Source organism: Corynebacterium crudilactis, assembly GCF_001643015.1.
In the GTDB taxonomy this organism is placed as follows: domain Bacteria; phylum Actinomycetota; class Actinomycetes; order Mycobacteriales; family Mycobacteriaceae; genus Corynebacterium; species Corynebacterium crudilactis.
The window spans coordinates 1,099,429-1,114,799 of sequence record NZ_CP015622.1; the positions used below are offsets into that span (position 1 = coordinate 1,099,429).

The following is a 15,371-nucleotide window of genomic DNA, read 5'->3' on the forward strand; positions in this document are numbered from 1 at the left end:
GGGTAATGATCATAAATTTTAACTGCATTAAGGCAAGATGGCTGTTATGAAAATAGCTATCGTTGGTGTTGGTGCAGTGGGCGGGTATTTCGGGGCATTGCTTCAGGAATCTGGAGCTGATGTCACACTTGTCGCACGAGGTAGAACATTAGAATCTTTGAAGTCTAAAGGCATACGGGTTAAAGACGCCAATGGGGAACGCATTGTTTTTGTTCCTGCAGTTGCTCACGTGCAAGATCTGCAGGACGTGGATGTGGTGATGATTGCGACGAAAGCGCTGTCTGGGGCTGTAGATCCGCGTGAAATGTTGCGTGGCCTACCTGAAAAAGCTGTTGTTGCAATAACTCAAAACTCGGTTGAATCGGCGGGTATTGTGGCGGAAATCTTAGGGCAGGATCGAGTGTGGCCTGGGGTCATTCGAGGATTTTTTGTTCACGATGGCCCCGCGCAGGTGTCTTATCATGGTGGGCCGCTGTCTTATACGTTTGGTGATACCGGAGAGCTGTCACAGAGTTTTGCACAAACACTTGAACGCGCTGGCATTGATGGTGTTTTGCATCCCGATATTTTGGTCGATGTCTGGGAGAAAGCTATGTTCGTGGAAACATTCGGCGGGTTGGGGGCTTTCGTCGAAAAGCAATTAGGTGTCTTACGCACGCATTTTAGGGCTTCCCTGGAAGCTTTGATGGAAGAAGTCGCAGCGGTGGCTCGTGCCACTGGTGTTGATTTGCCTAGAGATTCGGTTGAACGGACGATAGCTTTTGCAGATCGGATGCCGGCGGAATCAACTAGTTCCATGCAGCGCGATATTGCGGCGGGCATAGACAGTGAACTCGAGGCACAGACCGGTGCAATTGTGCGTGCTGCACGTAAAGCGGGAGTGGAAACCCCACTTCATGATCTCATCTATGCAGGTCTACGACTGAAAGAAGAGGATTAGCCGCTTTGGCGATAGAATCAGGATCCATGATCGTTACCTCTACCGCGCGCGTCAAATCTGATCGCCCCTCTCGTTACGCAAAACAGCTAACCAATCACCTGGGTGAAAAGCTAAGCACAACGTGGGATCCTGAAGAGAAACGAGGCTCTGTTGTTTTGCTGGGTAAAGGTGTTGACCATGAAGATCAGCGTTTTGCTTTTGATGGTTCGGCCACCTGTGACCTTATCGCAGGCGATGGCGTGTTGCTGCTTCATATTGAGTCCCCAGCTGAGCTGATTGAGCGCTTTGAGCAAGTTCTTGGCGGGCACCTTGTCGGTTTCGCGAGTCGGGAAGAGATGAAGATTGCTTTTCGACGCGGCGATGGATCAGAAGGGCTCTACTTTGAGTCCGTCTAGCGCAATTCGTATCGCAGCGGTGGTTTTCCAGAATGAAAACTATGAAGTTCTTAGTGTGCGTAAAGCAGGAACCTCAGCGTTTATGCTTCCCGGTGGAAAATTAGAACTCGGAGAATTACCTCAAGCTGCAGCCATCCGAGAAGTCGCAGAAGAGCTACACATTGCGCTTGAACCTGCCTCATTGAGTCATCTTGGTAGGTTTCAAGCACAGGCAGCAAATGAAGCTGGCCGAGATGTTGATTGCGATGTTTTCATTGCAGATATACAGCTCCATGGCATTCCGCCAGTGTATGAAGAAATCGTTGAGGCAGCGTATTTCCCTCTTGACTCGCATTCCCCAAAGCTTGCACCCTTGAGCTTGCAGATTTTCCCACAGCTTTAGCGCCGGAAATTAAGCAACAAAAAAGAGCAGCGGAACAGCCATGCACACCATGAGGCCACCTATTAACACGAGGAATATCCTCAAGGTGGCATCTCTGCGGGCAGTGAGTCGCCTGACCTGAGTGGAATCATCCTTGTTTACGAGCAAAGGCATTTTCACGCCTTTTGTGGTAATCGGTTTAGGGCTGGATTTAGGCAAGACTCCAAATACGTCATGATGATCCCACTCAAATCTGTATTGCATCAAAAAGCGACCATCTTCTACTTCTAGAAAACCAGTCACTTCAGCATCAACCTCGATGGCGTTGGCTTTAAAACGTCGGTCTCGGTAGATGAAATAGACTCCTGTGTAGATGTAGACTACTCCCAGAATAAGGACTACCAACAGGGGAATCAGCATATTTTAGAAGCTGCTTACAGCCCACACATTGTCAGAAGATGTTGGTGCGTGCAGCTGCGGAGCTGGAATGAACGTAGGGTGCGCAGTGGCATCAACAAGTGGTGCTGGGGCGCTAACTATTGGCGGGATTGGCTTGCCGGTGTGGCGCGCAATCCAATCAGCGTGTTCTGCAACTGGAATATACCAACCAACAGTTCCAGCTTGGGAAGCGTTGTGCTCATCAGCTGTAGACATGCTCAAAACGCCGGCTAGCTGCCCATTGATATACAAAGGCCCACCGGAATCACCAGGCATGAGGCGTCCATTGGCAACGGTTCCTTCCAGCATGACAGCACCACGGTCTGGGCTTGGAACATTAGTTACGCGACGCTGGACCTGGACATCTGCAGCTTGTACAACCTGCTGTCCGAGCGCAGAGTATCCGCCCCAACCTGAAGCCTGACCTCTTTCACCAGGTTGTACATGAGCGCCGTAGAGATCGACGGTGCTGGCATTTATTTGGTTTGGTAGCTGAACAAGAGCTAAGTCTGCAGTGGGGTGAATGATGGCCTGAGCCACTGGCTGTAATGGGCTCAATGTGCTGGAACCAACAGCGGCACCCGCATTGCCAGATTCTGGGATGCAGTGGCGTGCAGTGAGCGCCCACGATGAAGTGATCATGGTTGCTGAACATGCAGTCTGCCCAATCTGAAGTCGCACCATGGCATCAGAGGTTGCGCTAGATCCAGTGGCGTTGCGTGCGTTCGCCAAAGCCTGTGCTGGTGCTGCTGCCACTAACGCAGAAGAGGCAAGAGCAAAAGCAGTGAGCACGGACAAAGCTTTGGTGGTAAATGACGCAGGAGACATAAAGGACAGTCTAGATGGTTGCTCTATAAAATGCTGTCAACCACATCGATTGTTGGGCGCGCAATGCGCGCTCCTTTGGCCGTCACCACAATGGGACGCTGAAGAAGCTTGGGATGGGCGAGGATGGCGTCGATAAGCTCAGGCTCTGGCATTTCGGCGGAAAGACCTAGTTCCTTATACTCGGCCTCGCGTGTTCTGATGCCGTCATGGACGGGGATGCCAAGCGTAGTGAATAATTCTCGGAGTTCTTCCGCAGTGGGGGTGTCTTTCAAATACTGAATAACTTCCGGCTCAATGCCCTTTTCGCGGAGATAAGTGAGGGTATTTCTGGAGGTGGAACAACGCGGATTATGGAATAAAGTGACGGTCATAAAGATCAGCCTACTAAGGTTTGTTCCATGATTATTCAAATCCTAAGAGTGGCATTTGCCTTCGTCGGTATCATTATCGGCGCAGGTTTCGCATCAGGTCAAGAGGTGATGCAGTATTTTGTTTCCTTTGGCGTGGATGGAATATGGGGCGTTATTGTCTCTGCAGTCATCATGGCCGTGATGGCGCTGATTATTTTGCAGCTGGGTAGCTATTTCAACGCAGGAGAGCACGGCGAGGTTTTTCGCCGGGTAAGTCATCCGGTCTTTTCTAAAATTTTGGATATCGGTGTCGTGGTGACACTGTTCTCTACTGGTTTCGTGATGTTTGCTGGTGCAGGATCCAACCTGAATCAGCAGTGGGGCCTTCCATTATGGATCGGCTCAGTGTTGATGGTGTTCCTCGTAATAGCAGCTGGCATGCTCGACGTGGATAAGGTCACCACTGTTATTGGTGCAATTACCCCGTTCATCATTGTATTTCTCACTATCGCATCGATTTATACCTTGATGAAGGGTGATTTCAGCCCAGTTGAGCAACTGGATGCTGCGGCTCTAGCTGTGGGCACAACGTTGCCCCATTGGGCGGTTGCTGCAGTTAACTATGTGGGCTTTAACTTGATGGTTGCTGTCTCCATGGCAGTTGTGATCGGCGGATCTATGTTTAACCCACGAGTTGCTGGCCGAGGTGGCTTAGTCGGCGGAGTAATTCTAGGATTCCTGATCATCATCAGCGCTTTGACGCTGTTTGCTGCAGTGGAAGAAGTTGGGCAAGACGATATGCCTATGCTGACGATTATTAACAATTTGAGTCCAGTAGCAGGCCAGGTAATGGCAGTTGTTATCTATGGAATGATTTTCAATACTGCACTGGGCATGTTCTATGCTTTGGGCCGCCGATTGACCGCGAAGAACCCTGAGCGATTCCGCTTGGTTTATGTCATCACGGTAGTAGTTGGATTCGTGTTGAGCTTTGTGGGCTTCAAGAATTTGGTTGGCTATGTGTATCCAGTACTCGGTTACATTGGCCTGCTGCTTATTGCCGTCATGATGGTGGCATGGGTCCGCGGTCGAGTTCGCATTTACAACGAATCTGACCGCCGTATGCGCATTGCGGATCTGCTGCAGATCGGACACGACGGCGCATTGAGCGAAGCCGAGCAGGCAGTGTTGCGTCAAGAAATCCAAGATTCAAACTTGGATGAGGAGCAGATTAAGGCTGCTGTTAAGAAATAACAGCTTATTCTGCTTATTCTGCAGGGACGAGCTCTACTTGGCTGGCGTCAGCCCAGGTGAGTTCGATCCCTTTGGAACGTAGCCATTGCATCGGGTCATCGCCGTGACGAGTGATTCCTTCGACTGCATTCAATGTTGCATCAATGGCGCGTTCTGCATCATCTGCAGTGATCAAACCTGCAGAGGTGGCAGCAGCCAATTCATCGATGTCCATGACGGTCACAGGCTCACCGCATACGGAGACAAGATCAACGTAGAGATCTCGCGTGGTCCAAATATTATCTTCGACCATGATTTCAGCGACATCAATGTAGAAATCTTGGCGTTCGTTGACACCTTTGCGGAAGTGGAAAATATTGGCACGTAGGCCAAGATCGGGGAGGAGCCAGCTTTCCAAATATCCAAACTTTGGGTGGTTGGCACCGCGTGCCATGTAGAGGCCAAAATCGGTTACTTTAAAAATATCGACTTCGCGGAGGAAACCTTTAGGATCGGTGTTTACGGATTCCTCAGTGTTGAAGATCTCTTGTTTGACAGGATGTAGATCAACCATGATTTCTTTACCTCACATCGAATACGACAGCAGTCGGGATGAAATTGCAGTTTGCGGAGCCGGTGTCCGTGGATGTGGTGAGACCGCCGGACAAAAGCGCAACGATGATGCCTCGTCCGGTATCTGCCACACCTGAAATCGTTGAAGGACCATCATGATTGATGCCCGTATTGCTCAACGTTGTGGTGCCATGGGTGAAGTTGCTGAGGTTTGCCCACTGAACAGTCATCGCGGTGTTTTGCTGTTCTGCAAGTGGCCCAGTGCCGAGTGCTGTAAACACAAAAGAAGATTGGCCTTCGCGTGCACCAGGGAGGGGGAGGCCTGCAGGTCCTGGGACTGCGAATGCGGATCCTAGGGCTGCTGAATTTCCGTTGATGCAGTTTTCTGCGCGGGTAGGCCAGAAGAACTGGGCGATGCGTGGTGCATCTGCAGGAACTTCAATGTCTCCGCCCTGGCTGCCATCACCGGTAATAAAGCCCATGGCTTGGGAAACGATGTTTTTGATTTCTTGCGGTACCCAAGGCTGATTTATTGCCAGTTCAATTTGTTGGCGCAATTGCTCATTAGGGCGGCCCCATTGATCGACGGGAAGTCCACTAGAAAGATTCGAAGATGTGTTGAAGGCCTGCTCCACGGGAGTGACAGCCGAAGCTACCGGGACCGGAGTAGCCGGAATTGCTACGGCGAGAGCTGCAGCGACTGCAAAGAGTCGGGGGAGTGTCTTTGTCACTTGAGTTTTACGTACCTTTCAACGAGACAACGGGAGGAAATAACATTAGTCACATTAGCAACTTCAGTTAACAACTTTTCCTCCTGTCACATTAATCGCAGAATATTTGCTGTCAATAAGAATCAAAGTGAATTCCTGGGTTTATTTGAAAGAAACGGCCAGAAACACGCCCATAGAATCAAAATCGAACATCGTTTACTTCTTTAACTTGTCGTGAGTTGATATGGATTCGTTACAAAAATTGCTGAAGAATAGTAAAAAATCTTGAGATTTGTCTCACAATGTGCGGAACGGGCGCTAAAGCGAGTACAGTGATACCGTTCTAAAACAATGGACTCGTCAAACAAGTCCTCCATATTCTTTATCCGGCAGGAGAATGCCCGCAGTGACCCACCCAGAGTTTCGTAACGTAGCGATTGTCGCGCACGTTGACCACGGTAAGACCACACTTGTTAATGCCATGCTTGAACAGTCTGGTGTATTCAGTGACCACGGTGAAGTAGCCGACCGTGTGATGGACTCCGGTGACCTGGAAAGGGAAAAGGGCATCACCATCCTGGCTAAGAACACCGCTATCCGCCGTAAGGGCGCTGGCAAGGGCGGCAATGACTTGATCATCAACGTCATTGATACCCCAGGCCACGCTGACTTCGGTGGCGAAGTTGAGCGCGCTCTTTCCATGGTTGACGGCGTTGTTCTTCTCGTTGACGCATCTGAAGGACCACTGCCTCAGACCCGTTTCGTTCTTGGCAAAGCACTCGCTGCCAAGATGCCAGTCATCATTGCAGTAAACAAGACTGACCGCGCTGACGCTCGTATCGCAGAGGTCGTCGAAGAAGCTCAGGACCTGCTCCTCGAGCTCGCATCTGCACTTGATGATGAAGAGGCAGCACAGGCTGCTGAGCAGCTTCTTGATCTGCCAGTTCTGTACACCTCTGGCCGTGAAGGCAAAGCATCTACAGAGAACCCAGGTAACGGCAATGTTCCTGACTCTGAAGACCTCATGCCTTTGTTCGACACCCTCTACGATGTCCTCCCAGAGCCAAATGCTGATGTTGATGGCCCTCTGCAGGCTCACGTCACCAACCTTGATTCCTCAAGCTTCCTTGGTCGTATCGGCCTGGTTCGCGTGCACGCAGGTACCTTGCGTAAGGGTCAGCAGGTTGCATGGATCCACTATGACGAAGATGGCAATGAGCACACCAAGACTGTAAAGATTGCAGAGCTGCTAGCTACCGTTGGTGTTGCACGTGTTCCAGCAACTGAGGTTGTCGCAGGCGACATCGCTGCTATCTCCGGCATTGAAGACGTCATGATCGGCGATACCCTTGCCGATCCTGCCAACCCTGTGGCATTGCCACGTATCACCGTTGATGAGCCAGCACTGTCCATGACCATCGGTGTGAACACCTCACCAATGGCTGGCCGTGGTGGCGGAGACAAGCTGACCGCACGTGTGGTTAAGGCTCGTCTTGAGCATGAGTTGATCGGTAACGTTTCCCTCAAGGTCAACCCAACTGAGCGCCCAGATACCTGGGAAGTTCAGGGTCGTGGCGAAATGGCACTGTCCATCCTCGTTGAGACCATGCGCCGCGAAGGCTTCGAGCTGACCGTTGGTAAGCCACAGGTTGTTACCCAGACCATCGATGGCAAGCTGCACGAGCCATACGAGATCATCGTCATTGATGTTCCTTCCGAGTACCAGGGCAACGTTACCCAGCTGCTAGCAACCCGCAAGGGCCTCATGCAGGCTATGGCAACCACCCCAGGTTCTGACTGGATTCGTATGGAATTCCGTATCCCAGCTCGTGGCCTGATTGGTTTCCGTACTCAGTTCATGACTGAGACCCGCGGTACCGGTATCGCTAACTCTTACTCTGATGGCCTGGATGCATGGGCTGGCGAAATCAAGGGCCGTGCACACGGTTCTTTGGTTGCTGACCGCTCTGGCAAGATCACCGCTTTTGCGTTGACCCAGCTGGCAGACCGCGGTACCTTCTTCGTTGAGCCAGGCACCGAGACCTATGAAGGTGTCGTTGTCGGTTTGAACAACCGCGAAGAAGACATGGACATCAACCCAACCAAGGAAAAGAAGCTCACTAACATGCGTGCAGCTTCTGCGGATACCACCGTTACCCTTGCAAAGGCTCAGAGCCTCTCCCTGGATGAGGCCCTGGAGTTCTGTGGTGTTGACGAGTGCGTCGAGGTTACCCCAGACGTTTTGCGTATCCGTAAGCTGATTCTGAACGCTACTGATCGTGGTCGTGCACGTTCCCGCGCGAAGAGCCTGAACAAGTAATTTTCTTGTAATAGGAGTTGCTCTGGCCCGCTGTATCCCTTGGATGCAGCGGGCCAGTAGTATTTTGAGGGTGAGAATAAGGTTTGGAATTCTAAGCGTCGTCGCCTGCACTGTCTCCTTGGTGGCTTGTCAGGCTAATCCGGGTCCTGCACCTGTTGAGGAGCCCACTCAATCCACCACGGTAACTGCGACTACGACAACGACCGTAGAAGAAGAAACCCCGAAACAGGATCGAGAGACCATCAGTATTGGCATTGATCCGATTCGCAATGGGTTTAACCCCCATTTGTTGGCTGATGATTCGCCGTTGGTGCGTGATATTGCATCGCTAGTATTGCCCAGCGCTTTTGAAGACAATCAGTTGAATTATGATTTGCTGGATAATGTTGAGCAGCTTGATGAACATACGATTAGATACACCATCGCTCAAGAGGCTCAGTGGAGTGACGGCACGCCTATTACTGGTTCTGATTTTGAGTACTTGCGGAAATCCGTCGTGTCAGCTGCAGGTGCATTGAATGAATCTGGGTATGCGGCGATTACGCAGATCAAAACATCCGGTGGTGGAAAAACCGTTGAGGTAATTTTTGACAAGCCGATCGCTGATTGGCATCTGCTTTTCCAAAATCTCTTACCCAGCCACTTAATTACAGGTAATGCGACGTTCAAGACGGCGTTCTATGATTCAATTCCGGCTTCTGCTGGCCGTTATATGGTTCGTTCCATTGATCGCCAACGCGGGGTTATTACCTTGTCGCGCAATGATCGTTTCTGGGGTGAAAACCCAGCTCATGTGGAGATGTTGCAGTTTAATACGGTGGCATCAGCATCGCGGGCAGGGGAGTACCTGCGTACTGGTCAGAGTTCTTTTATGAACCTGAATCCGCAGGAAACTTTGGTGGATACGTTGAGTCTTGTTCCAGATACTGAGGTAAGAGTTTCTGATACTTCGCGCACGCTGGAGCTGGTATTTAACGCCGAAGTGCTGGCACCACAGCAGCGTGCGTATTTAACTTCGCTTATCGACGTCCCCCTCACCGCTCGGTTAGCAGGTGGACGCAGTGCAAACTTGGGTGTGCCCGAAGTGATGGATGTAAGCGTCGAGAAGCAAGAAATCCCTGAGCTGCGCCTGGCGGCGGATCCCGCCGACGATGCTGGATTGGCTGCGGCAAGGGCGATCGTCGATATGCTGGCTGCGGCAGGCGTGAAAGCTCAGGTGGTGACAACTGATTTGGCATCGGCAATCGATGGTGATTTTGATGCGGTTGTGGCGTGGACGCGAAACGCTGCGGATTCTGTGGCGCTGGCGGACCGCTTTAGCTGTGGTGTGAACTTGGCAAAATGGTGTGCGGAGGGCAGTAGTGAGTACATCAACGGCGTTTTAGCTGGTGATATCGCTTTTGATCCGGCCTGGGAGAAGCAATTTAATGCGGAGAATCATCTTCGAGTGCCGCTGTTGAGGGAAACTCGGGTAGAGGCGAAAAATAACGGTATTCTCGGGGTCGCAGATGGCTGGCCGGGAGGAATTTCAAGTGCGGCAAGTTGGAGGAAAAACGATGTTGCAGAATAACAATGAGCTATCCGGAGCTCGCGTCGTAGCAGTACATGCGCACCCTGATGATGAGGCGATCACCACCGGTGGTGTGCTGGCCGATTTGGCCGCTCGCGGAGCTGATGTCACGGTCATTACCTGTACTTTAGGTGAGCAAGGTGAGGTCATCGGTGATACCTTTGCCCAGCTTGTCAATGGTGATGCAGATCAGCTTGGTGGGTTTAGAATCCATGAACTTTATGCCTCTTTGGAAATCCTCGGCGCGCGTGGCATTCACCTCGGTGGCGCTGGTTGCTGGAGGGATTCTGGCATGGTGGGAGATCCAGCGAATGAGCATCCACGTGCTTTTATTCACTCTGCTGACCGCGCAGTAGAACAATTGACTGCTTTGCTGCAGGAGTTGCGCCCACACGTTTTGCTTACTTATGGCCCAGACGGTGGCTATGGGCATCCCGACCATATTCGCGCGCATGAAATTACTCATGCAGCAGCGGCAGAGGTTGGGGTTGAGAGGATTTTGTGGGCTGTCAGCGACCGTGAAGAGCTTGAAGAAGGCCAGCGCAGCATCACCCAGCTTCCGCGGGGCTGGAGCCACGGGGAGTTGGCAGCAGTTGATGCTGTGGACTTGGCCGTTGAACTATCCGATGAGGCTTATGCCACAAAGGTGGAATCCATGCGTGCCCATGCGACCCAATTATGGATTGCTGATGGCTCTGTATCGCGCACCAACCCAGCAGCAGCATATGCGGTGACCATTCAGGCTGATGTGAAAGTGTGGGCGCTATCGAACCTGATTGCACAGCCGATTATGCGCAGAGAGCATTACCAATTGGGCTTTGGCGCACCATTGCCCGCAGATGCTTCTGGTGTTCTTGACGGCGTGGAGTTCTGACACAAGTCATGGCAGAATCACAGCGCATTCAAAACAAGAGTTTCATTCACCAAAACCTTGGAACTGGGGAGGTGATTGGAGGTCTGTTTTGGCTGAGCCTTGGGGCATTAATTTCAGTGCTTTTAGAGGTAATATATCTAGGGGCTCGGGCTACTTTACCTGGTGGTGCTTCCATTGCAATTCCTTATACAATTATCATTGCATTCTTGTTCAATATGGTTTTGACCAGGACTTCTATGCTGTGGACTAATCATTGGCTTGCCAAATTTACATCACTGATTGTGTGGGCTTTAGGCTTTATGGCATTGCTGGTGTGGTCGGTGGCGGTAGGGGATCAATTGGTCCCGAATAATATCCGTACAGTACTGCTACTTTTTGCTGGTTGTGCAGGCGGAATTTGGCCAGCCGTTAAGGGGAAGTAGCATAATAAACCTAGAGCTTTCCTATATTTACCCTAAATCTATTAGCTTTCTATGTTCACAGGAGTAAACGAAATCCCATGACCTACACAATCGCACAGCCCTGCGTTGACGTCTTGGATCGTGCCTGCGTTGAAGAATGCCCAGTTGACTGCATCTATGAAGGCAAGCGCATGCTGTACATCCACCCGGATGAGTGCGTTGACTGTGGTGCATGTGAACCGGCTTGCCCTGTTGAGGCAATCTTCTACGAAGACGACGTCCCAGACGAGTGGATTGATTACAACGATGCCAACGCCGCATTCTTCGACGATCTGGGTTCTCCAGGTGGCGCTGCACGGCTTGGTGCGCAAGATTTTGATCACCCATTGATCGCTGCGTTGCCACCTCAGGCATAATTTAAGGCATGACAACCTCTCGTACCCCGCTTGTTTCTGTTCTTCCTGATTTTCCATGGGATTCGCTTGCTTCTGCAAAAGCTAAAGCTGCGTCTCACCCGGATGGGATTGTAAATCTTTCTGTTGGCACTCCGGTTGATCCGGTTGCACCCAGCATTCAGATTGCATTGGCAGAAGCAGCGGGGTTTCCGGGTTATCCGCAAACCGTAGGCACCCCAGAACTCCGCGCAGCCATTAAGGGCGCGCTTGAGCGCCGCTACAACATGACCAAGCTTGTCGACGCCTCCCTCCTCCCTGTCGTGGGAACCAAGGAGGCCATCGCGTTGCTTCCGTTCGCTTTGGGAATCACCGGCACAGTTGTTATCCCAGAGCTTGCCTACCCAACGTATGAGGTAGCTGCCGTGGCCGCAGGATGCACCGTGATGCGTTCTGATTCGCTGTTTAAGCTCGGTCCGCAGATTCCATCAATGATGTTTATCAACTCACCTTCCAACCCCACTGGCAAGGTGCTGGGCATCCCACATCTACGCAAGGTCGTGAAGTGGGCACAGGAAAACAACGTCATTTTGGCAGCAGATGAATGCTACTTAGGGCTTGGTTGGGATGATGAAAACCCACCGATCTCAATTTTGGATCCACGTGTGTGTGATGGTGATCATACCAACCTGATTGCGATCCATTCTTTGTCCAAGACATCCAACCTTGCTTCCTACCGCGCAGGTTACCTTGCTGGCGATCCTGCTCTGATTGGTGAACTCACTGAGGTCCGTAAAAACTTAGGCCTCATGGTTCCATTCCCAATTCAGCAGGCAATGATTGCAGCGCTGAATGATGATGATCAAGAAGCAGGGCAGAAGCTTATCTATGCACTGCGTCGCGCTAAGTTGATGCGTGCGCTTTTGGAATCCGGTTTCCAGGTAGATAATTCTGAAGCCGGACTTTACCTCTGGGCAACGCGTGAAGAACCATGCCGCGATACTGTCGATTGGTTTGCTGAGCGTGGAATTCTGGTAGCGCCAGGAGACTTTTATGGCCCTCGTGGCGCACAATATGTGCGTGTAGCAATGACTGAAACAGATGAGCGCATTAGCGCCTTTGTTTCTCGCCTGAGCTAAACACGACTAAGCTTATTTTGTTTAATCTTGTCCGTTGTTGAAAGAGGCCATTTGAGTTCCGAGCAAAAAACCTGGGGTAGTCGATTCCTTCACACCTCTCGGCAGTTCATCAAGTTCGGAATCGTCGGAGGCTCTGGAACCTTGGTCAACTTGGCAGTGGCTGCACTGTCCAAGAAGATTGCCGGATGGACGGCAGGGATCCATGAGAGCGATGCGTTCATGAACCTTCTAGGCTCCGCGTTTCATATCCGCTGGTTTCACGTCTTTATGACCATTGCATTCCTTGTGGCGAATATCTGGAACTATCAGCTCAACCGAATGTGGACTTTCAAGACGGCAACAATTGTTTCCTGGTGGAGGGGCTTTTTCCCATTCTTGGCTACAGGACTCGTTGCGTTTATCGTGAGCCAGGTGGTGGCAACGCTGCTCATGAACGAGACTTCTCCGATTGCTTTGTCCTCTGAAATTTTTGATGACTCCTCGGGCTTCCGGACCAAGTTCTACTGGGCACTGGTAATTTCCATCTTGGTTTCAATGCCGGTGAACTACATTGTGAACAAGTACTGGACCTTCAAGAAGCCTAAAACACGGGTTATTCTGGAGACCGAACCTTCTTAAAGTAAATTCCCCATATTCAGAGCCGTATTACCGTGTTCTGGTGTGGGGTTTTTATTACCCACATGTTCGAACACCTGTGTGAATATATTGTTGTGCGTGTCCCACGGTCGCTGCATAATGGTGGGTAGACAACATGATCACTCCAGGGGGAATTATGATCACTGACATCTACTTCAGTCACAACAACCCACACGACCCATACACCCACCACACCACCGAACTCAACCGAGATACCCACCAACTCTGGGTCATCCTCACCACCGACTCCGATGACTTTGACTCGGATTCTTTTATCACTGAAGCCATCCGTATCACCGGCTACTCCCGCCACGAAGTCAACAACGGCCTACATGCAATGGCTGCTATGACTAACCTCCCGCATCTACGCGCGATTCAAGAGCGCTATTACTTCCTGGGTATCCGCTATCTGGCCTCCATTATGATTGCGGTGGCTAAAGCAGATCCCGCCCTGTGGGAGGAGCTTGATCTGCGCATTACAGACGCGTTGACTCCAGTTACTGATGGGGAAGTTATGATCCAATCCTCCACTCTGGCTAAGCGTATTGCCATGTGGATTAAAGAACTCGATCCTGCCCCTGCCTCTGATCCATCATCCCAACAGGATTATGTCCAGGTCCACACCACTGATGAGGCCACCTATGTGCGTATCAAAATCAGCGGCTCCAACCGACACCTACTCAATGATATTTTCACCCAGCTCGCTGAGGTTGATACTGGTTTGCCTGAAGCGTTGATGGCGTTGTTGGCGGAGAAAACCACGGTGAAGGTCACTAAGTATCTTTATTCCCCGCATCATCATCCTGAGCAGTTATGGTCGCCTGATGATGGTGATATTGATCCTGATGCCTATGCCAATTGCGTGGTGGAGTGCGTGAAGGATCTTGATGGGGTTGCTGAGACCACGGAGAAGAGCTACACCCCGAGTGAGAAGATGAAAGCACTGATCCGGGCGAGGGATGGGCATTGTCGTTTTCCGGGGTGTTGTGTGAAGGCGAGTAAGTGCCAGGTGGATCATATTATTCCGTGGGATCAGGGTGGTCCGACTGCTGCGTGGAATCTGCAGTTGTTGTGTCAGCGGCATCATAATATGAAAACTGATGGTCGTTATGTGGCGGAGGCCAATGGGATGGCGGAGGTTCGCTGGGTTGGGCCGATGGATGTGCCGGCGGTGACGCGGCCGTCGGGTCCGTTGGTGAAGGAGATGCCGCGGGGTGTGTGGGGGCAGTTGTTGCGTAATCGGTTGCAGGCCCGTTTTGAACGGATCCGCGACCGAGCCCTCAATAAAGAAGACTAGTTGGAGTGCAAATCAGTGTTAAGCGCCACCACCTTGGTGTTGGTGACTGCGACAACTTGGCCACTGACTGAATCGCGCCTAAATACCAAGCTGTTTGTCCCTGCGAGGGCGGATGCTTTGACGAGGGATCCGTCGATAAGCACTTTGGTGCCTGCGGTGATGTAGAGGCCGGCTTCAATGATGCAGTCATCGCCGAGCGGTATGCCGCAACCGGAATTTGCGCCGAGCAGGCAGCGCTTGCCGAGCGAAATGACGTGTTGGCCACCGCCGGACAAAGTGCCCATGATGGATGCGCCACCACCAACATCTGTGCCGTCATCGACGGTAACACCTGCCGAGATGCGGCCTTCGACCATGGAAGCGCCCAATGTGCCTGCGTTGAAATTCACGAAACCTTCGTGCATGACAGTGGTGCCTTCCGCAAGGTATGCGCCGAGTCGGACGCGGTCGGCATCGCCAATGCGCACGCCCGAGGGAATCACGTAATCCACCATGCGTGGAAATTTATCGACGCTAAACACTGTCACCTGGCCACGACGTGACAGGCGGGCTTTGGTGAGTGCGAAGCCTTCTACAGCACAAGGTCCAAAATTGGTCCACACGACGTTGTTTAAGAGTCCGAAGAGTCCATCGAGATTAATTGTGTGCGGGCGGAAAGTTCGATAGGAGAGGAGGTGAAGGCGAAGCCATGCATCGTAGGAATCGACAGGGGGAATGTCGGTTTCGATGGTGGTATTCACGATCTTGCGAGTGACACCGCGATCTTCATCAACACCTTCAAGTGGGGTGAGCGCGGAGTGATCGGTGGTACCGATTTCGGGGTACCACACGTCAAGGACAGCACCAGTGGAGGACAGGGTTGCAATTCCGGTTGCGGAAGCAGTAGTCATGACCTCCAGAATAATTTCTATAGG

General features: G+C 51.6%; 18 protein-coding genes. 12 read left to right on the forward strand and 6 right to left on the reverse strand.

Features of this window, described 5'->3' with window-relative positions:
* Nucleotides 1–46: 46 nt before the first annotated feature.
* From ccrud_RS05255 to ccrud_RS05265, 3 genes are read left to right on the forward strand one after another with little or no spacing between them, the layout of a single operon-like run.
* Complete coding sequence (locus ccrud_RS05255; RefSeq protein WP_066569576.1) at nucleotides 47–940, forward strand: 2-dehydropantoate 2-reductase; 894 nt, start codon at nucleotides 47–49, stop codon at nucleotides 938–940.
* Between the two features lie 26 nt (nucleotides 941–966).
* Nucleotides 967–1,335: a DUF2218 domain-containing protein gene (locus ccrud_RS05260; protein WP_066565175.1), complete on the forward strand. Its 369-nt coding sequence runs from the start codon at nucleotides 967–969 to the stop codon at nucleotides 1,333–1,335.
* On the forward strand, nucleotides 1,301–1,717 hold the full coding sequence (locus ccrud_RS05265; RefSeq protein ID WP_066565176.1) for an NUDIX hydrolase: 417 nt from the start codon (nucleotides 1,301–1,303) through the stop codon (nucleotides 1,715–1,717). The genes ccrud_RS05260 and ccrud_RS05265 overlap by 35 nt, the downstream gene beginning before the upstream one ends.
* 9 nt (nucleotides 1,718–1,726) lie before the next feature.
* On the opposite strand, the gene ccrud_RS05270 is transcribed toward ccrud_RS05265, so the two are convergent.
* The 3 genes from ccrud_RS05270 to arsC are packed head-to-tail and all read right to left on the reverse strand — an operon-like array spanning nucleotide 1,727 to nucleotide 3,333.
* Nucleotides 1,727–2,116: a DUF3592 domain-containing protein gene (locus tag ccrud_RS05270; protein WP_066565177.1), complete on the reverse strand. Its 390-nt coding sequence runs from the start codon at nucleotides 2,114–2,116 to the stop codon at nucleotides 1,727–1,729.
* 3 nt (nucleotides 2,117–2,119) lie between these two features.
* Nucleotides 2,120–2,962, reverse strand: a complete 843-nt coding sequence (locus tag ccrud_RS05275; protein WP_066565178.1) for a S1 family peptidase — start codon at nucleotides 2,960–2,962, stop codon at nucleotides 2,120–2,122.
* A 23-nt stretch (nucleotides 2,963–2,985) separates the two neighbouring features.
* Nucleotides 2,986–3,333, reverse strand: a complete 348-nt coding sequence (arsC, locus tag ccrud_RS05280; protein WP_066565179.1) for an arsenate reductase (glutaredoxin) — start codon at nucleotides 3,331–3,333, stop codon at nucleotides 2,986–2,988.
* A gap of 27 nt (nucleotides 3,334–3,360) precedes the next feature.
* Between arsC and ccrud_RS05285 the strand changes: the two genes are divergently transcribed.
* The gene (locus ccrud_RS05285) at nucleotides 3,361–4,566 is read left to right on the forward strand and encodes a YkvI family membrane protein (protein ID WP_066565180.1); all 1,206 of its coding nucleotides are present in this window, start codon (nucleotides 3,361–3,363) and stop codon (nucleotides 4,564–4,566) included.
* A 13-nt stretch (nucleotides 4,567–4,579) separates the two neighbouring features.
* Here the strand turns inward: ccrud_RS05285 and ccrud_RS05290 are convergent, their stop codons facing one another.
* A complete protein-coding gene (locus ccrud_RS05290; RefSeq protein ID WP_066565181.1) occupies nucleotides 4,580–5,119 on the reverse strand; it encodes a ribonuclease FAU-1 family protein in 540 nt (179 codons plus the stop codon).
* Nucleotides 5,120–5,126: 7 nt separating this feature from the next.
* On the reverse strand, nucleotides 5,127–5,849 hold the full coding sequence (locus ccrud_RS05295; protein ID WP_066565182.1) for an Rv1157c family protein: 723 nt from the start codon (nucleotides 5,847–5,849) through the stop codon (nucleotides 5,127–5,129).
* Between the two features lie 385 nt (nucleotides 5,850–6,234).
* On the opposite strand from ccrud_RS05295, the gene typA reads away from it, so the two are divergent.
* The 8 genes from typA (at nucleotide 6,235) to ccrud_RS05335 (ending at nucleotide 14,457) form a co-directional block, all read left to right on the forward strand.
* Nucleotides 6,235–8,148 carry a translational GTPase TypA gene (gene typA, locus ccrud_RS05300; RefSeq protein WP_066569579.1) on the forward strand — a complete coding sequence of 638 codons (1,914 nt, stop codon included), beginning with the start codon at nucleotides 6,235–6,237 and terminating at the stop codon, nucleotides 8,146–8,148.
* A 70-nt stretch (nucleotides 8,149–8,218) separates the two neighbouring features.
* Nucleotides 8,219–9,718 (forward strand): ABC transporter family substrate-binding protein, encoded by a 1,500-nt coding sequence (locus tag ccrud_RS05305; RefSeq protein WP_245670381.1) that lies wholly within the window; start codon nucleotides 8,219–8,221, stop codon nucleotides 9,716–9,718.
* A complete protein-coding gene (mshB, locus tag ccrud_RS05310; protein WP_066565183.1) occupies nucleotides 9,705–10,592 on the forward strand; it encodes an N-acetyl-1-D-myo-inositol-2-amino-2-deoxy-alpha-D-glucopyranoside deacetylase in 888 nt (295 codons plus the stop codon). Before ccrud_RS05305 ends, mshB begins: the two co-directional genes overlap by 14 nt.
* An 8-nt stretch (nucleotides 10,593–10,600) precedes the next feature.
* A complete protein-coding gene (locus tag ccrud_RS05315; protein ID WP_066565184.1) occupies nucleotides 10,601–11,014 on the forward strand; it encodes a hypothetical protein in 414 nt (137 codons plus the stop codon).
* Nucleotides 11,015–11,091: 77 nt separating this feature from the next.
* Nucleotides 11,092–11,409: a ferredoxin gene (fdxA, locus tag ccrud_RS05320; protein ID WP_066565185.1), complete on the forward strand. Its 318-nt coding sequence runs from the start codon at nucleotides 11,092–11,094 to the stop codon at nucleotides 11,407–11,409.
* An 8-nt stretch (nucleotides 11,410–11,417) separates the two neighbouring features.
* Nucleotides 11,418–12,524 (forward strand): succinyldiaminopimelate transaminase, encoded by a 1,107-nt coding sequence (dapC, locus tag ccrud_RS05325; RefSeq protein ID WP_066565186.1) that lies wholly within the window; start codon nucleotides 11,418–11,420, stop codon nucleotides 12,522–12,524.
* 51 nt (nucleotides 12,525–12,575) lie between these two features.
* Complete coding sequence (locus tag ccrud_RS05330) at nucleotides 12,576–13,142, forward strand: GtrA family protein (protein WP_066565187.1); 567 nt, start codon at nucleotides 12,576–12,578, stop codon at nucleotides 13,140–13,142.
* A gap of 133 nt (nucleotides 13,143–13,275) precedes the next feature.
* Entirely contained in the window at nucleotides 13,276–14,457 is a 1,182-nt protein-coding gene (locus tag ccrud_RS05335; protein WP_245670382.1) for an HNH endonuclease signature motif containing protein, read from the forward strand.
* Here ccrud_RS05335 and dapD read toward each other — a convergent pair.
* Complete coding sequence (gene dapD / locus ccrud_RS05340) at nucleotides 14,454–15,347, reverse strand: 2,3,4,5-tetrahydropyridine-2,6-dicarboxylate N-succinyltransferase (RefSeq protein ID WP_066565188.1); 894 nt, start codon at nucleotides 15,345–15,347, stop codon at nucleotides 14,454–14,456. The two genes, ccrud_RS05335 and dapD, sit on opposite strands and share 4 nt — an antisense overlap.
* Nucleotides 15,348–15,371 lie beyond the last annotated feature (24 nt).